Source organism: Maribacter sp. C-4077 (assembly GCF_055378385.1).
Genome location: NZ_AP038807.1, coordinates 3,933,027 through 3,951,841, shown reverse-complemented (window position 1 = coordinate 3,951,841; position 18,815 = coordinate 3,933,027). Strand labels below are relative to the sequence as shown.

Genomic DNA, 18,815 nt, shown 5'->3' with positions numbered 1-18,815 from the left:
ATACACAAAATTAGGGTGCGTCCAATTTGCCCGTATCTTTATTTCAAAGCCAATAAAGAGACTTACGGTTTGGGCCAATACAATTCTGGCAGTCCAGCTTGTTCCAATTTCGTATTCATCTCCGGTACTTCTTTTTGCCTAATGTCCGAAAGCCTTGTTTTTAATGCGGCCCACTGCGCTAGATAATCGGCACTTACATCGCGCACGCCCGGTGTTACGGGTAAATTGCCCTTTTCAATGCTGTTCAGAAAATCCTTGAACTTTATGAGCAAGCGCGCCTCGAACATATAATTGCTCTGAAAGGTACGCATCTCCTTCTGTAGAATGGCTTCTATCCAAGTTTCAATCAGGGTGTCCAGCTCCTTCCCTTCCTGTTTCACGGCTTCGTCCTCGGTCATTTCCAAAAGAAGGTGTAGCTGCTCCTGTACCATACGTACATCACGAACCCCTTTGGCCATTTCAATAGCACCTTTATAGATGGACATTGAAATGGCATCCCGCTCTTTATAGGCTTCCTCCAAATTGGGTATGCTATTCTTCAATCTGGGGTCTATATCGATGTTAAAATCCTGACTGTGGACCTTGTCCCCTACTTTCAATCTTACCGTATATGCTCCTGGCGGGGCATTGTAGGCCGTAAGGTCCCGATTGGTGGTATAGAGTTCCGTAAGACAATCGAACCTTCCAATTTTCATGTTCCATTGGTAGCGGTGGGCTCCTATTTGCTTTTTTAATTGGGGTTTAACAAGGGTATCGCAGCCAACAGGTGTGGTATTGGTGCTTTCCGAGTGGACCACTTCCCCATCCTTGTTCAGGATTTCCAAAGTCATAGTCGTTTCCTCTGGTACTTCCTTGTTTAATACATAATGGATTTGAAGACCCGGAGGCGGATTTTCGCCATATCCGCCATCCGTACTATAGGCAACGGATAATTCAGTAAACACATCCCTAGGATCGTACAAATAGGAATCCGCTTGCGCTACCGCCTCTGAGATTTGGTGCAATGGGGTCAAATCGTCCAAAATCCAGAGGGCACGCCCCTGTGTGGCTACGACCAAATCCTTACGTTGAACCCTTAGATCTGTAATGGGTACTTCAGGCAAATTGTTCTGTAAGGGCAACCAATTGCCGCCATCGTCAAAGGAGACAAAGACGCCCGTTTCTGTACCGGCAAATAAAAGTCCCTTGCGGTCCGGATCCTCGCGAACAGTGCGGGCAAAGGTATCCCCTGGTATTCCATTGACGATTTTCACCCAGGTGGCACCATAGTCGTTCGTCTTGAAGATATACGGGGTAAAATCGTTCAGTTTGTATCCCGTTACGGCTATATAGGCAGTAGCGGGATTATGGGGCGAAGGTTCCACCACGTTGATAATGCTTTCCTTCAATCCTTTTGGGGTTACATTGGTCCAGGTTTCGCCGCCATCACGGGTGAGGTGCACAAGCCCATCATCGGAACCCACCCAAATGACGCCTTCTACCAACGGGGATTCCTCTATATTGAATAAATTATTGTAACTCTCTGCTGTTATCTGTTCATTGCTGATAGGCTCGCCTCCCTTTCCTTGATGTTCCTTATCGTTTCGGGTAAGGTCTTCGCTCATGACTTTCCAGGTTACCCCACGATCTGTAGATTTCATAACGTATTGAGAGCCGTAATAAATAACAGAAGGATTGTGTGGCGATACGATTACGGGCCCGTTCCAATTAGCGCGATATTTTAAATTTTTTGGCTGCTCCCCCGTAACCCTAGTAGGGTATGGCATCACCATCCGTGTATTATCGATATCCCTGTCCCACTCTACAAAATTGCTTGCAAAATATGTGGAGTATACATATCGAGGGTTATTGGGGTCCACCGCAACCGTGGAGGATTCCCCGGCACGCATCACATCCCAATGCATCTCCCCTATTCCGTCGTCCATAACCCTACTGTCTATAGCGATTGTGCTATTGTCCTGCTGCCCAGAATAAACGCGATATGGATAACCGTTATCCGTAATGACCCTATAAAACTGGCCGGTAGGCTGATTGTAAAGCGTAGACCATGTCTTTCCACCATTGTAGGTCACCGCAGCCCCACCATCATTCGCATTGATCATTATGTTGCTATTGTTGGGGTTGATCCAAAGATCATGGTGGTCCACATGACTTCCGGGGTTGCCTTTAAAGGTTTTTCCCCCATCAATGGATTTCATGGCAAAGCTGTTCATGACCCATACCTCGTCGGCATCATTGGGATCGGCGATGATATGCATATAGTACCAAGAACGGGCATAGATGGTGGCATCATTGGTAGTTTGTACAAATGACTCTCCCCCATCCTCCGAACGGTAAACCCCGGCCTTATCCCCTAGGGCGTCTATGGCAATATAGACGATATTGGGATTGGCCGGTGAAATCGCAACGCCCATTTTACCTTTAAGTTCAGGTAGTCCTTTTGTGATTTCCTTCCAGTTTTTGCCTCCATCGGTGGTTTTGTAAATTCGGCTTCCAGGACCCCCACTGTGCACGACCCAAGGTTTGCGATGAAAATCCCAGGAAGCCACCATCATAATATCCGGGTTAGTGGCATCCACCGTCATATCGACAATTCCGGAGTCCTCGTTCACGAACAGGATTTTTACCCACGTAGTACCTCCATCCTCGGACAGGTAAACGCCCCTTTCCGGATTGGGACCCCAAGGATTGCCCTGGGCGGCCACATATACCTTGTTGGGATTTTTGGGATGCACAAACACATCACTTATATGCCGTGTTTTTTCAAGTCCCATATGTTTCCAGGTCTTTCCGGCGTCGGTCGACTTATAAAGTCCGTCCCCATGGGAAGTCTTTACGCCCCGCACGGGCGATTCGCCCGTACCCACATAGATGATATTAGCATCTGAAGGTGCAATCGTAATGTCACCAATACCTGTCGTGTTGAAAAATCCGTCCGAAATATTGTTCCAGGTAGTGCCGCCATCGGTCGTCTTCCAGACACCTCCTCCCGTGGCGCCCATGTAATACGTAAAAATGTCATCAGGGATTCCTGTAACTGTTGTGGAGCGTCCTCCTCTAAAAGGTCCAATGTTCCTATAGGTCATTGACTCGTATAATTTTTCCGTCAATTTTGGGGTACTATTTTGTTTGCGTTGCCCGTGCAAGCAATAAAAAACGGTAATTAGGCCAAAGAAGTTACATAGTGCTCTTTTCATAGGAACATAGGTTTAGGTTGTTGGTTATTATTGTACAAAAAGTTATGTCCTTCCTTCAGGAAGATGGTCAGGTACAATCAAATATAAAGGATATTTTGATAATCTAAATTTTGGGTAATTTGAACAAAAAAACCGCCCCATTGGGGCGGTTTGGTATTTTAAAAAAGCAAATACTATTTTATCTCGACCAATTCAAGTTCAAAGGTTAGGTCTTCCCCTGCCAAGGGATGGTTGCCATCAACGATGATATCGTTTTCATTGACTTCGGCCACACGTAGCTGTCTTTCTGTGCCATCTGCATTGGTCGCTACCAAGCCCATATTTACTTCAGGCTTCATTCCTTCCGGTAAATTGGCTTTGGGCACACTTTGAAAAAGCTCACGCTTCTTTTCACCATATGCCTCCTCCTTTGGGATGACGATTGTTTTCTTTTCCATTGGTTCCATATTTAGCAAACCTTTTTCAAAACCGGGAATGAGACTCCCCTGCCCTAACTTCACTTCAAGCGGTTCCCTGTTCACGGAGCTGTCGAAAACCTGTCCGTTTTCCAATTTCCCCGTATAATGTACTCGTACCAAATCACCTTCCTTTACTTTACTCATCGTATAAATTCTTTAATAATTTTCAATAAGCGGCAAAGGTAGGGTTCTCAAAACCGTTCAACGAAGAATTGGTCAAAACATCCTGGTTTTCACCCTTTTTTAACAGGTTTTGGCCAAAAATTATAGAAAAACGTCCGTTTTGAACGATTTCTAAATATTTTTGTGAATAATGTGCCTAATAAACAATTGGGTTCCACACGTATGACCCATCGGGTGCATTGGCGTTATGTTCCAATTAAAAAGTTTAAACCCATGACTACAAGCATGGAGTAATTTTTTTAGTAAGGTGGGTGCTTGAATTGACAAAAAAAGGTCTGTTTTACTAAATCATTCGTATGGTTAAACCGAAAACCTAACTATTATCGACTAACCGATGCTTCGGCTTCCAGTTCCTTTAATTCCCCTAAATAGCGAATGGGAAAACGCTGGGAACTGTTGATAATGAGGGTGGCCTTTTTATTGGGAAAGGCATTGAGGGTAACCTGATAGGTTTCCACCTTATCGGTAATGGTAAAGACGATTTGCATTTCGTTTTTTGAGACATCGAATTCCTCTTTGTACCGACTTGGGATACCCTTGAAGGTAATACCGGTATTATTGCCATAACCGCCTCCCATTTGGCGTTCCCCAAAATAGGGTAAATCGGCCATAATACTATCGCCCTTGACCGTCATGTAATTGTTGCTTCCCTGTAGTAATATGTTCGAAAATGTACCTCCAGGAGGCCATAGTCCACTATTGGCTACGGCTGAAACCCCATTGGTCATAGTAGGGTTTGCGGTATCCGCCAAAAACCTATAGGATTTTGCGTCTAGGAAATTGGTAAAGGACGTTAGTTGTTCCTGGGTATAGGATACTTTGGAAGCACTTCCACAGCTCAATAGCAGGAACGTTCCCAGTAAAAATAATATGTACGTATAGACTCTCATTTTATCCATTAGGAGGCCTGGTGCAGCATTACGATATACTCTTGTACCCCATCCTCCAACTTTCGGGTTTCAATCATATAGTTTTTAATTAGCTCGACCTGGTTGCCTACAAGCTTGTTATTGTTTCTGGCTACGGTCACCAGTTCCCGGTATCGGTTTAAAAGGCGTTCCATGGCATCGGTGAGTCGCTGTTTTAGTTCGAACTGTCGCTGGGTAGTCGGCTCAAAGAGATAGGATTCCAAGGTTCGCTTCCATTGTAGCAAATCCTTATAACATCGGTCCAGCCAAACCAAGCAGGAATTACTGTCCAAAACACTCGTAGTCCTTTTTGAAGATTCTGCAGTCATAAGGTACTATTTTTAAGGATTTTTCATACAATAAGGTACAAAATTAATCCATAACGAGACTATGATTTTGGTCATTAATTATACTTTAACTATAATTTAATTTTGAATTCAGAATTATTTAAAAACAGCACCTGAAACCTGTAGGAATTTTGTAATTTGAACGAAACATTTAATAAGAAAGCATATGAATATCAATTTTGAGTACGACGACGTAAAGGCCAGCAACCGATTGGAGATTATGGCCGCGAAGAAACTTGAAAAACTGTTGGACAAATTTGATTTTATAGTGAGGGCCGATGTTTTCTTCAAAACGGAAAACACTTCTTCCCCGGAGACCGGAAAGATATGTAACATACGGTTAAGCGCACCTGGACCCAGGATTTTTGCCGATGCCAGTACAGGTAGTTTTGAGGCTTCCATTGCAAAGTCCGTAGAGGAATTGCATAGACAATTGCAGAAACGCAAGGATAAAATGCAGACGCATCATTGATCTAGCTTGACCAAATTCTGCTAGCAAAAATGGCCGAAACCCAAAATATGGATTTCGACCATTTTTGTTATTTATGAATGTCATTATTATTTCCACCCTCCTTCAAACGCGAATTCGGTCTGGGAAATGCGGGTTCTTTCCGCGCCTTCCTGTTCCCTTAAATCTTCCGGTAAATTGCTCAAGTCGCCCCCATAAAAACCGATAGCGACAGCCGTTGCTATGTGAAATCCCTCTGGAACGTTGAACACTTCATGCGCCTTTTTCCAGTCCACACCGGCCATATGGTGCAAACCAATACCCATATATTCGGCCTGTACGGTCATATTTCCCAAGGAAAGTCCCAAATCGTGCAGGGCGTGGAAGTTTTCTTTTCCTTCGTCCGTATTTTTTTTGTAACCGGCCAACATTAAAAATGGGGCGTTTCCCGCCCATTTTTGGTTGAATTCGCTCAGGCAGTCCATAATCCGATCGTATCCTTTGGAACCCTTATGGGCAAAAATAAAACGCCATGGTTGACGGTTGTAGGAACTGGCCGACCAACGAACGGATTCGAAGAGTCTGTTAACATCCTTTTCCGTAAGCTTTTGATCGCTAAAGATTCTAGGACTGTACCGCTGTTTTAGCAAGGGATATATTTGATAATCGTTTTTGGCAATTTTGTCTAATTGTAACTGTTCTACTGTCGTCATTTTTTAGTTTTATGGTTTTACTTTGCTTGTAAGGAAGATAAGGTCTAAAGGGAAAATTTCTTTGTGCGAATGCGACAAATATTAACTTGAATCCATCCCCTTTTTTGTGTGTCTTATAGGAGGTCCCTAGCTTGATTCTTAAACTTTATGTTTTTTAGAACTGCTGGAACTGGAAATAGTAAATTCCTCGAGGAGGGTTTTAGCACCTCATATGACGATTGTCAATGGAGAAGACCACATAATTTAGTACCTTCGACCGCTTTAAATACATAGGTATGTTAGTCTGGATTATTTTTCTTGCCTGTATTCTTGTTTTTCTGGCCCTAGATCTAGGTGTTTTCCACAAACACGACCATGTCATAAAGTCGAAGGAAGCGGGCATTTGGACGGCCATTTGGGTGACCATAGCCTTGGCCTTTAGCGGGGTGGTTTATTGGTTGTTTTCTAATGGGATGATGGATAATCCCACCGGTCTTACCGCAAACGAGGCTGTATTAAAATACATTACTGGTTACCTTATCGAGTTGTCCTTGAGTGTGGACAATGTATTTGTAATTGCGGTTATTTTTTCCTCGTTTAAGATTCCGCCCGTATTTCAGCATCGGGTTTTGTTTTGGGGTATTTTGGGGGCCATTGTTTTTAGGGCCTTGATGATTTTCTTTGGGGTGGCATTGATTACAAAATTCGATTGGGTCATTTACGTCTTTGGGGTATTTCTTCTGTATACGGCATTTAAAATGCTACGGGGCGATGACGAGGATTTTCATCCGGAAAAATCCTTTGTTTTTAGGAACTTGAAGAAGCTGTATCCAATTACTTCCGAAATCAAGGGGCACGATTTTTTTATCAAGAAAATGGGCGTACGGGCAGCCACTCCCCTATTTGTGGCATTGATGGTGATAGAATTGACCGACATTCTTTTCGCCCTCGACAGTATACCTGCGATTTTGGCGATTACGGCCGACCCTTTCCTAGTTTTAAGTTCCAATATTTTGGCCATCCTAGGACTGCGTTCCATGTATTTTTTGATTTCCCGAATGCTGGAAAAGTTCCGATATATCAATTACAGTCTGGTAGTAATTTTAGCCTTTGTCGGCTTGAAGATGCTCTTTTCACATTACATCCATTTACCGGAATGGGTATCCCTCACGGTTATCTCGGTTTCCCTAAACGGTGGAATTTTGGCTTCGCTCTACATCCCTGAAAAGGATTGATAGTTTATGGAATTGGAATAAGTGCTTGGGAGATTTAGAATTCCAAAATCCAAATACCAAAACCCAAATTCTAAAATAAAAGTTCCAAATTCCAATTATCTTTTTTGAACCAAGGACTCCTTTGATTTGGTCGCTAGACCTGATTTGAAATATTCACCAATTTTGGGTGGCTTTCGGAAATATTCGGTCATAGATTTTGCCTACCAGCCAATTTCCGGCAGGAAAATATAGCGCGAAGAAAAGGGCCATCCCTAGTGCAAATGTGCGTCCGCCAAAGAATTTATCCAACAGGTTGTCCGGATAGGCATAGGAGGTTTGCAGGGCATATCCACCAAATTCCAAAAAACCCATGGCGATGAGTCCGTACGCGTACTGTTCACGGAAGGGTCGGTTTCTCAGTAAAAGCGAAATAGGCACCATGTATAGGATATAGCACGTAATGACCTGCCACCAATAGGTAAAGCGGGCGATTTCCATAAAGGTACCAAACCAGTTCATGCCCAGGCCCCACACCAAATATACCAAGCAGTATACTAAAATAAGCCTTTTGTCCACCTTGAACTTTATCTTTGCATATTGGAGAAATTGATCCATAAAATCAGCCATTTAATTTGCTGTCGATGATCTGTAACGCATCGGCAACGGTCTGCATTTGGTTCATATCCTCGTTTTCCAGACGGATGTCGAAGGCATCCTCCACATCCAGGATGATATCCACCAAATTTGCCGAATTGATGTTCAGTTCCGAAATAAAATTACTGCTGGGCTGAATGTTATCTACCGATACATCCGATGGCAGATACACCTGAATGATATCCTTTAGTTTTTGGTATTTTTCTTTTTCCTGCATTTTTAAATTAGTAGTTGTAACGATTCAAGGAACTAAAAATAACACACGCATTGACATCCCCAAAACCAAAACTGGCCTTTGCGATAATTTTTGGTCGGTATGGAATCGTTTTTTGGGGAATTCTTTCTTTTTCAATGATTTTGGTTATTTCTGGATGGACATCCTCACAATTAACATTGCCGAATAGTACCCCTTGCTCCAGTTGAAGTATACTTGCTACGCATTCAATACTTCCTGCGGCGGACAGACAATGACCTATCATTCCTTTAAAAGAATTGATATAGGGGAATTCGCCCTCTTGCAGTCCCAAGGCCTCGCTCCAGTTGGAAATTTCAACGGCATCTTTGGTCGTGGCCGTCAAATGTCCGTTGATCGCATCTATCTCCTTGGGTTGGATACCGGCGCTTTGGACGGCCTTTTGGATGCATCGCCGTACCGCCTCGCCATTGGGCGCTGTCATGGACCCCTCGCCTATCTGTCCGCCACTGTTCACTTCGCCCCCCAATACTTCCGCATAGATTCTGGTTCCTCGTTTTTGGGCGCTTTCCAAGGATTCCAGCACCAAGGCCCCTGCCCCACTGCCCGGAACAAAGCCCTGTGCCGATGCGCTCATGGGCCTGCTAGCTGCACTGGGGTTCTCGTTATAATCCCGGGGCAAAATGCGCATGGCATCAAAACCGCCCCAGATATACGGTCCGCTGTCGCTACAACTTCCACAGAGCATCACCTCCGCCTTCCCCGATACAATCCGGTCATAGGCCATCAGGATGCTTTCCGTACCGGTAGTACAAGCGGAGGAGTTCGTCGTAACCTGATTGCCACAGCCCAACATGCCCGCCAAATAGGCGCTGATGCCACTGGCCATGGTCTGCACGACCGTAGTACTGCCCAATCTACGTACCTCTTTATTATCCACTTGGTAGATCGCATCGCGAAATTTATCGGCTCCGGACATGCCAGTTCCAAAAATAATACCATGGTCCCAGTTGGGACTGCTGCCGGTATTGGGCTCCAATCCGGCATCGGCCCACGCGTCCCTGCCCGCAATGACACCATAGACCAGTCCGGAGGCGTTGAGTCCCCTTAATTGTAGCGGGGTGAAATATTTTTCCAACAGATTGTCCTTAATGAGCGGTTCCCCTGCGATTTGGCAACCAAATCCCAAGGCCTGCAATCTGGATTGAAAGCGAATACCACTTTTTCCTGTGTGAAGCGCTTCGGTGAAATCAGTAAGCCCAACGCCATTGGGGGCACAAACGCCCAAGCCGGTAATGACCACCCTTCTATCCATCCACTTCAATTTTTAGCATGCCCGATACCGTTCCATGGCAGACCAAATCCTTATTGGCATTGTACATGAAAACCTCACATTTTAATTTTTGAAACCGGAAGTAGATTTTTTTGGATACTACGATCACTTTTTCACCGGGGAAAACAGGTTTTAAAAATTCCATGTCAGAGCTACTCATACCTATCAGTATATTTGACTTCTCCAGTTCCTCTTTTCGCATTAAATAAATACCCAGACAGACCAACCCGATCTGTGCACAGCACTCCGTGAGGATAACGCCCGGTGTCACCGGATTTTCCTTAAAATGTCCCCGATAAAAATCGAGATTCCTGTCAAAGGTAAAGGCGCCTTTTGAACTATCCTTCGTGACTTCCAACAAATCATCGACGAACAAGAATGGCTTTTCGTAGGGTAGTAAACGTAAGATTTCCTGGTGCGTCATAGTATCTTATCTCAAACTTTCTCCCCCATCTACTTTTAGGACGGTCCCTGTTATCCATTTGGCCTCATCCGTAGTCAATAAATAGACTGCATTCGCGACATCTTCCGGGGTTGTGAGTCGGCCCTGTGGATTGCGCTTCAAGGCATGTTGCATCAGTTTTTCATATCTCGGGATCATGGCAAGGGACTTGGTATGGGTCACCCCGGCCTGGATACAATTTGCCTTGATGCCTGCCGGGGCGAATTCCAAGGCGATATTTCGGGTAAGGGCCTCCAGTGCGACTTTTGCTACGGAAACCGCCCCATAACCTGGCATCACCTTTGTATTGCCCTCACTAGTAAAGGAAATGATCCTGGTATCCTCATGAAACAACTTTCTTTCGTGTATTTCCTTGGTCCAGTCGTACAGGCTTAGGGCCATGGCCTCAAAGGTGATTTCAATATCCTGATGCGTAAGCACGGACTGATTTTCGGCGTGCATAGGTTTCAAATTTCCCTTGGCGATACTGTGCACCAACACCTTGATTTTGTGTCCTTCCGGCAGGAAAGCTGCAATTTCCGAAAGTATTTCCTGTCTTTTTTCAGGGTGAATTGCGTCCCTATTGAAGGATTTGAACTGAACCCCTAGGGCCGATATCTCCTTAAAGTCCCGCTCGATTTCATCCATGTTCGTGCGTCGGTCCCGGTGTACAATGATGATGTTGAAACCGTGTCTCGCCAATTTTTTGGCAGTCGCCAGGCCCAACCCATTGCTACCTCCCAAAATAAGGGCCCAGGTCCCATTTGCCTTTTGAATTTCTCCAGAGGTTTTAGAATAATATTCTTTTTTAGTGTTCATAGAAATCGTTTTTAAGGGTGGGGCTTTTTACCACTCCAACAATACCCGTTGTGCCGAAAACCCGGGACCAAAACTGAGTACCATGCCCTGCTCTCCTTGGGTCAAACCCCTATCCAAGAAGCGCTGCAACACATATAAAACCGTGACGCTGCTCATATTTCCGTACAAACGGAGTACTTCTCGGGTATCATCTATATTCTTCCCCAAACTACCAAAAAGTTCCTCAACGGTCTGTACTATTTTGCGTCCGCCGGGATGAAAGATCAAGTGGTCCACCTTTTCGATACTGCTCCCGTATTTTTCAAGAAAAGGATGGACGATATCAGGGAAATAGGTTGCAATTGTTTCGGGTACGGCGGGATCTAATATCATTTTGAGTCCGGAGTTGACCAAATCGAAACCCATGAGGTGGGTGGCGTCCTTAAAATGGAACATTTCCTCACCCTTAATTGTTGGACCTACCACTTCCTTTTCGGAAGAAAGCAATACACAGGCCGCACCGTCCCCAAAAATAGCGGCACTTACCATGTTGGCCATGGAGAAATCGTCCAATTGGAAGGTAGCCGTGGGACTTTCCACCGCCACCAAGGCGATGCGTTTATTGGGATTGTTGCGTAAAAAATTATGGGCATAGATCAATCCCGATACCCCGGCCGCACAGCCCATTTCCGTCACGGGGAGTCGGACCACGTCCTGACGCAATCCCAGTTCGTTGATCAAATAGGCATCCAAGGAAGGAATCATGATACCAGTACAGCTTACCGTGATGATATAATCTAGAGAATCTGCCGACCAGCCCGCGGTTTCCAGGGCCGATCTTAAGGCTTCGCTCCCCAATTGCTTGGACGCCGCGGCATAGCGACGGTTTTTTTCCTCGAACGAAGTCGCCGTGAATACCTCCTTCACCGGCATGATACCGTAGCGCTTGTCCACGGCCGCGCCTTCAAATATTTTCACGACTTTTCTTCGAAAGCGGTCCTCTTGGTCCTTAAGCCATGCGTTTACATACGGGATGATGTCCTTGGTTTCGCTTGAATATGCGGGCAAAGCCTTGGAAACGGTCACAATTTTGGTACTATTCATATATTTTAGGCGCACTTTTTAAGGATCCAACGGTACCTAAAGGCCCATTTCCATGAAATTTGATACTGTACATTTAGAAGTTGGTCGGAAAAGGTTTGCAATTCTTTCTTTTTAAAACCCCGTAAGATGGAAATCAGTCCATCGTGTTTGGCGGTTTCCGTTTTAATAAAAATAACACTAAATGCCTTAAAAAGGTAGTAGGCGAGCCGACTTCTCTGTAAATCGTTAATAATTACACCGATATGGGCCACATTGGCAAACCTTTCCAAAAATATGGGGATGTTGGCATTGCTAAAATGATGTAAGGTCAAAGTGGTGATGACGATATCCACTTCGATGGAATTCAAGGTAAATACATCCCGATTTAGGTAGGAAATTTCAGGAAAATCTACGGATTTTTTTCGGGCGATTTCCAAAGCGTCACTATTTAGGTCCAGACCGATTAAATTTACAGTGATGTTCGACTTTCTGGCCTTCAAGGCGAGTTTTCTGAGCATGTCTCCATCGGAACAACCTACGTCCAAAATCGTATACGATTCTTTTTTATGTTCCCGAAGCATCCTGAATACGGCGTTTGAGGTGATATGGATACCTCCTAATAGTCGGTTTACCCGATTGATGTCCTCCAACATGACTTCCAGCTCCTTTTGGGAACCTTGAAAGTCGTCCAACTGTTCTTCTTGGTTACTTCGTACCGACAAATCCATCATGGTGAAACCGTTTTTCCGTGGGTTTTGGCAATCATTTTTTGTAGCAGACCTTCAGACCGACCAAAGGTGGAAATGCCCCAATTCAAAAAACTATCCTTTAACAATAATTTTTGGAAATAACGTCCATACAGCAACCGACGCCTAAAATGGGCGTTCCAGGAACTTTGGTAGGCTTCCTCCATATCCCTTCGACTTTTATAGGTTCCGTTGAAATAATCGTGTACGCACTCCGAACCCAGTTTTCCCGCATGAATGGCCATCGCCATACCATTGCCGCAGAGCGGATGTATCAATCCCGCCGTATCGCCGCACATGAGCACATGGTTTACGATGGGTTCCTTTGGCTCAAAGGAAATCTGACCGATGCTCAGGGGATGTTCAAAAACCGGTTCGGCCTTTGTTAAAAAATGCTTAAAATGCGGATTCTGCGAAACAATCTTTTCATTGAAGGCCGATACGTCCTTGAACTCCTTGAACACATCATATTGCGCCAAATAACAAAAATTGACATAACCCTTCTCCGTTTTTGAAAGTCCGCCGTAACCGCCCTTGAAATTGTGCAGGGCCACGAGATCATTGGGGAATTCAGAAAATGAATAGTGTGCCTTTATGGCCAACCAATGTGTCTTTTTTTGGATAAAGGAACGGTCCAGGGTTTTATCCAACCCCGATCTTTTTCCATAGGCGCCAATAACCATGGGAGCGCTTACCCTTGTTTGTCGGCTTTCCACCTTAAACCCATTTCCATCAAACCGGATATCCTGCACCTTTTCGAAGTAAAAGGTAACCTTTTGGCTCTTGGCGGTTTCGTACAATAGGTTATCCAGCGCATACCTGCTAATACCCACGCCACCCAAGGGAAGTCGGCACGCTGCAATTTTACCCTGGTTGCTGCTGATTTCAAATCGGTCTATGGACTTCCCACCCGCCGCTAAAAGGTCGACCCCAAGTGAATTTAAATACGGAAGGATCTCGTTGGAAAGGTATTCACCACACACTTTATGATGTGGATAGGTATTGCTTTCAAAAACCGCGATGTCATATCCATAGCGGGAAAGCGCAATGGCGGCCGTTAGTCCAGCCAAACCACCCCCTACAATGCCTATTTGATGTTCGTTCACATCCTGAAAGTACGCAATCCAAAAATAATCCCCGCACAAGGCAGGGATTTATTGGCACCACAAAAGGATTTAATATCCCCAAGCTTGCAGTGTAATTAAAAAATTGTTTCCTACGAATGCCCCGAGGTAGCTTACTCGTAAAAAAAAGCTTCGCAGCTTGCAACGGGGTAACCGCTAAAGTATTTAGACAGCCCCCCTGATCTTTACCAGGGTTATCCTTTGGTTTGTTGTACGGCCTCTTCCTTCAATTCCTCACTTGCCACAATGGCCAGTTCTACCCTTCTGTTCTGGGCCTTGCCTTCAACCGTATTGTTATCGCCTACAGGCTGATTCTCCCCGTACCACTTGGTCGTAAACCGGGAGGGATCAATACCTTTGGCTACCAAATAACTGGTTACGGAAGTAGCACGTTGTTCGGAGAGCTTCATATTGTATTCGTCGGAGCCTGCACTATCGGTATGTCCTTCCACCAAAATATTGGATTTAGGATATTCCTTAAAAATACCGGCCAATTTATCCAAAGTGGCGGCGGAAGTTCCCTTAACATCGGATTTATTGGTGTCAAAATACACACCGGCATCTTCATTAAAGGTAACGTTGATTCCCTCGCCCACTCTTTTCACTTCGGCACCTGGAATTTCCTCTTCGATACGTTCCGCTTGCCTATCCATACGGTTGCCGATATAACCACCCGCAGCACCTCCAATAGCGGCTCCTAAAATGGCACCCAAAGCAGTGTTGTTTCCGCTTCCAACGTTGTTTCCAATGACACCACCTATTACGGCACCTCCCGCAGCACCAATTGCGGCACCTTTTTGGGTCTTGTTGGCATTTTTGACGGTACTACAGCTCATAACCATGGCCAAAGCCAAAACATAACTTGTATTTTTTAATAATCTAGATTTCATCTGTTTGTTTTTAAAAATTGGGGATTTATTTCTTTGTAAAATCGTACACCACGGTAACGGGTTCTCCATTTACCTGTACATTGGATTTTAAGGTCATTGTAGATTCCGTAAGGCTTTCAATGTTGAGTCGGTAGCCCAAACCTCCGGAGATGTCCTTGTTCCTTTCGTCAATAAACTTGAACTGTAATTGACTCTGATAGTTTTCCGCACGCTCCACAACAGACCATCTAATATAGCGATCTCCCCCGTTGCAAAGGGTAGATGGGGAAATAGTGTACCTTCCGGTGCTGTTGTTGTCCCTAAAGAACCACTCGCTTCCTTCAAGACAGATATCCTCAACATCGTTGAACAGGACCGCCTTAAAGTTACCGGTATTGTTTTCAAAGGAAACATCGTTTAAGGACCAGGTACCACTGAGCAGGTTGCGCTTGGACCTTGCGTCCTTGGAAATGGAACAAGAGGATAGCATCATTGCGAAAATCCCCGTAAGAACTATTGCTTTTTTCATAAATAGCATTGTTTTTAAGATTACCCTATATACGATACCAAATAAGTTTTTGGATGTATTTAGGCCTATAACGATTTAATACCCACAAATATTTGTAGAAGTATCAAATTAGCTTCGCTCGATTCCATTTTTTGTTGACCGAAACACTAAAAGGCCATCAAATCCAGGAGTTCCTGTTCAAATCTGGATTTGGCCAAATACTGTTGTTCCAAGGCATTATTGAAAGGGATGGGGGTATCCAAGCTGGCAACCCGTTTAATGGGCCCATCCAGATAATGAAAACAGTTTTCTGTGACCAAGGCAGAAATATCACTGGCAATTCCACCAAAAAGACTATCTTCCTGTAGGATAAGGAGTTTCCCCGTTTTCCGTACCGATGTATAAATTGCCTCCGTATCCAAGGGTTGCAAGGTACGCAAGTCAAGTAGGTCGGCGCTTATGTCCAGATGCCTTTCCAAGATTTCCAAGGCCCAATGCACCCCCGCACCATACGTAACGATGGTGATATCCCTACCGGATTTCAATAAATTGGCCTTTCCAAAAGGTATCGTAAAGGGATTAACGGGGACATCTTCATAGACACTACGGTACAGCCCTTTGTGTTCAAAGTAGAGCACTGGATTTGGGTCCTCGATGGCCGTGGCCAGAAGTCCTTTTGCGTCTGAAGGGAACGCCGGGTACACCACTTTCAACCCTGGGGTTTTCGTAAACCAGGCTTCGTTGGTCTGTGAATGGAAGGGTCCTGCCCCCACCCCGCCCCCGCAGGGCATGCGAATAACCACATCGGCCTTTTCTCCCCATCGGTAGTGGCTTTTGGCCAGATAATTGACGATTGGATTAAAACCGCTGCTGACAAAATCCGCAAATTGCATCTCAACGACCGATTTCATCCCATTTATGGACAGCCCCATGGCCGTTGAGACGATGGCGGATTCACAGATGGGAGTATTTCGCACTCGTTCCTTGCCAAAGGCCTCCACAAATCCGTCGGTAATCTTAAAAACCCCGCCGTATTCGGCTACATCCTGACCCATGATGACCAAGTTGTCATGTTTTTCCATGGCCGATTCCAAACCTTGGGAAATAGCATCTACAAAACGGATATTTCGTTTATGAATCAAGGGTGTAACTTCTTTGTAATCAAATTTTTGATACACATCATGTAATTCATTACTTATATTGGCTGAAATCGATTCCTCGAGAAAGGCCATTTGCAGATTCTGGTCAATTTCACGTGTAATTTCCTCACGGAAAGATGTCTCCATGGTTTCGGTCAACAGACCGGTTTCCATTAAGTATTTGGTATAGTTTTCCAAGGGGTCTTTCGCCGCCCAGGTTTCCATGAGTTCCTCGGGCACGTATTTGGTGCCGCTCGCTTCCTCATGCCCGCGCATACGAAAGGTCTTGAATTCCAGTAAAACGGGTCTGGGGTTCTTGCGGATATCCATGCACAAATCGTTTACCTTGGAAAAAACCTCCAGAATATTGTTTCCATCGATAATATGGGATTCCATGCCGTACCCTATTCCCTTATCCGCAATATGTTCGCAGCGATATTGCTCGTTGGTTGGGGTGGATAGCCCATATCCATTGTTCTCAACGCAGAACAGAACGGGTAATTCCCAAACGGAAGCAATGTTCAGGGCTTCGTGAAAATCACCCTCGCTGGTAGCACCTTCCCCGGTAAAGACAGCGGTTACATGTGGCTCCTTTCGCAGTTTATGCGCAAGCGCGATGCCGTCTGCCACACCCATTTGGGGTCCCAAATGGGATATCATCCCAATGATCTTGAATTCTTGCGTGCCGAAGTGAAAACTGCGGTCCCTGCCCTTGGTAAAACCGCCCATTTTCCCTTGCCACTGGGAAAAGAGTCGGTGTAAGGGAATGTTTCTTGTGGTAAAAACTCCCAGATTACGGTGCATGGGAAGGATATATTCCTCATTCTGCATGGCCAATGCCACTCCTACGGAAATCGCTTCCTGCCCGATACCACTGAACCATTTGGAAATCTTTCCCTGTCGCAATAAAATCAACATTTTCTCCTCGATCATGCGAGGTTTCAGCATGGCGCGGTACAAGGCTAGCTTAACATCATTGGATACCTTAAAAGCTTTAAAATCCATACGTAGGAACATTGGTTGAAATCAGGGAATAAATGTAACAAAAAACACATCATCTTGTTGGAAATCCAACACTTTGGATGAACGCAAGAATTTGTAGCTTTGTAATATATTCTAAATAATTTTTTCATGAGTGTAGTACCCAGTGTTGATTTGAGGGATTTTTTGTCCGACGACCCTAACAGGAAACAAAAGTTCGTACAGGAGATTGGAGCGGCTTTTGAAAATATCGGTTTTGTGGCGCTTAGCGGCCATTTTTTGTCCGATACGTTGGTGGAAGACCTTTACTCCGAAATCAAAAAATTTTTCAATCTTCCCCAAGAGATCAAGGACAAATATGAAATCGAGGGCATTGGCGGTCAGCGCGGGTATACCTCCTTTGGGAAGGAGCATGCAAAAGGAAGAAAAGAAGGTGATTTGAAAGAATTTTGGCATTTTGGCCAGTATGTGGAAGACAGCCCAAAGTTGAAAGAGGAATACCCGGATAATGTAACGGTGGATGAGCTTCCAAAATTCAATGAGGTAGGAAAAGAAACCTATAAAATGTTGGAAAAGACTGCAAAATATGTGTTGCGAGCACTTGCCATTCACTTGGGTTTAAATGAGGACTACTTCGATGAATACATTAAGAACGGGAATTCTATTTTAAGGCCAATCCATTACCCTCCCATTACTTCGGAACCTAAAAACGCCGTAAGAGCGGCGGCCCATGGGGATATCAACTTGATTACCCTGCTTATGGGCGCCCATGGGAAAGGGCTGCAGGTACAGAACCATAAAGGCGAATGGGTAGATGCCATCGCAAAGCCGGACGAGTTGATGATCAATGTGGGGGATATGCTTTCCAGGTTGTCCAACAACAAATTGAAATCCACCATTCACCAGGTGGTGAATCCCCCAAGGGAATTGTGGGGAACGTCTAGGTACTCCGTACCGTTTTTTATGCACCCCATCAGTGAAATGCCCTTGAATTGCCTTGAAAACTGTATTGACAAGGAGCAACCTAAACTTTATGAGGATATCACGGCTGGTGTATTCCTTCACGAGCGACTCATTGAGTTGGGATTGATTAAAAAGTAATTATGGACCTAAAAGATCAATTGAAAAACCTATTTCCGGACCATGTACCGGAAGAACCCCAGAAGGAAGCACCGCAAACCGACCTTTGGTTACAGGACAGCCCTATGATCTGTAAATATGAGAAACGAAAAGGAAAACCGATCACCATCATAGAAGGATATACCGGGGCGGATTCCGACTTCAAAAAATTGGCCAAGGAACTAAAAACACGGTTGAGCGTGGGGGGAAGCTTCAAAAACGACCAAATTATCATCCAAGGGGATTATAGGGATAAAATCATGGAAATCCTAAAAGAAAAAGGCTTCAACGTCAAAAGGGTTGGGGGTTAAAAACTTAATATAATGCACGGATAGCGAATAGGTTGCGTCTTTTTTTGTTAATTTTTTTTGTTTTTTTG

General features: G+C 44.8%; 20 protein-coding genes. 4 read left to right on the top strand and 16 right to left on the bottom strand.

What is annotated here, in order from left to right; translation table 11 throughout:
• Positions 1-62 precede the first annotated feature (62 nt).
• From ACZ41C_RS17205 to ACZ41C_RS17190, 4 genes are all read right to left on the bottom strand, one after another.
• Positions 63-3,197, bottom strand: coding sequence for a VPS10 domain-containing protein (locus ACZ41C_RS17205; RefSeq protein ID WP_464563216.1), 3,135 nt, complete (start codon positions 3,195-3,197; stop codon positions 63-65).
• 173 nt (positions 3,198-3,370) lie between these two features.
• Positions 3,371-3,799, bottom strand: a complete 429-nt coding sequence (locus ACZ41C_RS17200) for an FKBP-type peptidyl-prolyl cis-trans isomerase (RefSeq protein WP_154919235.1) — start codon at positions 3,797-3,799, stop codon at positions 3,371-3,373.
• 359 nt (positions 3,800-4,158) lie between these two features.
• Positions 4,159-4,728 (bottom strand): DUF4251 domain-containing protein, encoded by a 570-nt coding sequence (locus ACZ41C_RS17195; protein WP_272636975.1) that lies wholly within the window; start codon positions 4,726-4,728, stop codon positions 4,159-4,161.
• An 8-nt stretch (positions 4,729-4,736) separates the two neighbouring features.
• Positions 4,737-5,075 (bottom strand): hypothetical protein, encoded by a 339-nt coding sequence (locus tag ACZ41C_RS17190; protein ID WP_464563214.1) that lies wholly within the window; start codon positions 5,073-5,075, stop codon positions 4,737-4,739.
• Positions 5,076-5,259: 184 nt separating this feature from the next.
• Between ACZ41C_RS17190 and hpf the strand changes: the two genes are divergently transcribed.
• The gene (gene hpf / locus ACZ41C_RS17185) at positions 5,260-5,565 is read left to right on the top strand and encodes a ribosome hibernation-promoting factor, HPF/YfiA family (protein WP_154919241.1); all 306 of its coding nucleotides are present in this window, start codon (positions 5,260-5,262) and stop codon (positions 5,563-5,565) included.
• An 86-nt stretch (positions 5,566-5,651) separates the two neighbouring features.
• Here hpf and ACZ41C_RS17180 read toward each other — a convergent pair whose 3' ends face one another.
• Complete coding sequence (locus tag ACZ41C_RS17180) at positions 5,652-6,254, bottom strand: nitroreductase family protein (RefSeq protein WP_464563212.1); 603 nt, start codon at positions 6,252-6,254, stop codon at positions 5,652-5,654.
• A 275-nt stretch (positions 6,255-6,529) separates the two neighbouring features.
• On the opposite strand from ACZ41C_RS17180, the gene ACZ41C_RS17175 reads away from it, so the two are divergent.
• The gene (locus tag ACZ41C_RS17175; protein WP_464563210.1) at positions 6,530-7,468 is read left to right on the top strand and encodes a TerC family protein; all 939 of its coding nucleotides are present in this window, start codon (positions 6,530-6,532) and stop codon (positions 7,466-7,468) included.
• A 153-nt stretch (positions 7,469-7,621) separates the two neighbouring features.
• On the opposite strand, the gene ACZ41C_RS17170 is transcribed toward ACZ41C_RS17175, so the two are convergent.
• The 11 genes from ACZ41C_RS17170 to ACZ41C_RS17120 form a co-directional block, all read right to left on the bottom strand.
• Positions 7,622-8,062, bottom strand: a complete 441-nt coding sequence (locus ACZ41C_RS17170; RefSeq protein ID WP_464563208.1) for a hypothetical protein — start codon at positions 8,060-8,062, stop codon at positions 7,622-7,624.
• Between the two features lie 4 nt (positions 8,063-8,066).
• Positions 8,067-8,318 carry an acyl carrier protein gene (locus tag ACZ41C_RS17165; protein ID WP_154919249.1) on the bottom strand — a complete coding sequence of 84 codons (252 nt, stop codon included), beginning with the start codon at positions 8,316-8,318 and terminating at the stop codon, positions 8,067-8,069.
• A gap of 7 nt (positions 8,319-8,325) precedes the next feature.
• Positions 8,326-9,609: a beta-ketoacyl-[acyl-carrier-protein] synthase family protein gene (locus tag ACZ41C_RS17160; protein ID WP_464563206.1), complete on the bottom strand. Its 1,284-nt coding sequence runs from the start codon at positions 9,607-9,609 to the stop codon at positions 8,326-8,328.
• Positions 9,602-10,051 carry a 3-hydroxyacyl-ACP dehydratase FabZ family protein gene (locus ACZ41C_RS17155; protein ID WP_464563204.1) on the bottom strand — a complete coding sequence of 150 codons (450 nt, stop codon included), beginning with the start codon at positions 10,049-10,051 and terminating at the stop codon, positions 9,602-9,604. The genes ACZ41C_RS17160 and ACZ41C_RS17155 overlap by 8 nt, the downstream gene beginning before the upstream one ends.
• Before the next feature lie 6 nt (positions 10,052-10,057).
• Positions 10,058-10,888 carry an enoyl-ACP reductase FabI gene (locus tag ACZ41C_RS17150; RefSeq protein ID WP_464563202.1) on the bottom strand — a complete coding sequence of 277 codons (831 nt, stop codon included), beginning with the start codon at positions 10,886-10,888 and terminating at the stop codon, positions 10,058-10,060.
• A 27-nt stretch (positions 10,889-10,915) separates the two neighbouring features.
• Positions 10,916-11,971 (bottom strand): type III polyketide synthase, encoded by a 1,056-nt coding sequence (locus ACZ41C_RS17145; RefSeq protein WP_464563200.1) that lies wholly within the window; start codon positions 11,969-11,971, stop codon positions 10,916-10,918.
• Between the two features lie 5 nt (positions 11,972-11,976).
• Positions 11,977-12,681: a methyltransferase domain-containing protein gene (locus tag ACZ41C_RS17140; RefSeq protein WP_464563198.1), complete on the bottom strand. Its 705-nt coding sequence runs from the start codon at positions 12,679-12,681 to the stop codon at positions 11,977-11,979.
• Positions 12,678-13,841 (bottom strand): NAD(P)/FAD-dependent oxidoreductase, encoded by a 1,164-nt coding sequence (locus ACZ41C_RS17135; protein WP_464563196.1) that lies wholly within the window; start codon positions 13,839-13,841, stop codon positions 12,678-12,680. Before ACZ41C_RS17135 ends, ACZ41C_RS17140 begins: the two co-directional genes overlap by 4 nt.
• Before the next feature lie 173 nt (positions 13,842-14,014).
• Positions 14,015-14,710: a YiaD family glycine zipper/OmpA-like lipoprotein gene (locus ACZ41C_RS17130; RefSeq protein ID WP_464563194.1), complete on the bottom strand. Its 696-nt coding sequence runs from the start codon at positions 14,708-14,710 to the stop codon at positions 14,015-14,017.
• A 25-nt stretch (positions 14,711-14,735) separates the two neighbouring features.
• Positions 14,736-15,218: a lipocalin family protein gene (locus ACZ41C_RS17125; RefSeq protein WP_138258230.1), complete on the bottom strand. Its 483-nt coding sequence runs from the start codon at positions 15,216-15,218 to the stop codon at positions 14,736-14,738.
• Between the two features lie 146 nt (positions 15,219-15,364).
• Positions 15,365-17,341 (bottom strand): alpha-ketoacid dehydrogenase subunit alpha/beta, encoded by a 1,977-nt coding sequence (locus tag ACZ41C_RS17120; RefSeq protein WP_464563191.1) that lies wholly within the window; start codon positions 17,339-17,341, stop codon positions 15,365-15,367.
• Between the two features lie 126 nt (positions 17,342-17,467).
• Here ACZ41C_RS17120 and ACZ41C_RS17115 point away from each other — a divergent pair, with 126 nt between their 5' ends.
• Positions 17,468-18,418, top strand: coding sequence for an isopenicillin N synthase family dioxygenase (locus ACZ41C_RS17115; RefSeq protein WP_464563189.1), 951 nt, complete (start codon positions 17,468-17,470; stop codon positions 18,416-18,418).
• 2 nt (positions 18,419-18,420) lie between these two features.
• Positions 18,421-18,747 carry a translation initiation factor gene (locus tag ACZ41C_RS17110; RefSeq protein WP_464563187.1) on the top strand — a complete coding sequence of 109 codons (327 nt, stop codon included), beginning with the start codon at positions 18,421-18,423 and terminating at the stop codon, positions 18,745-18,747.
• Positions 18,748-18,815 lie beyond the last annotated feature (68 nt).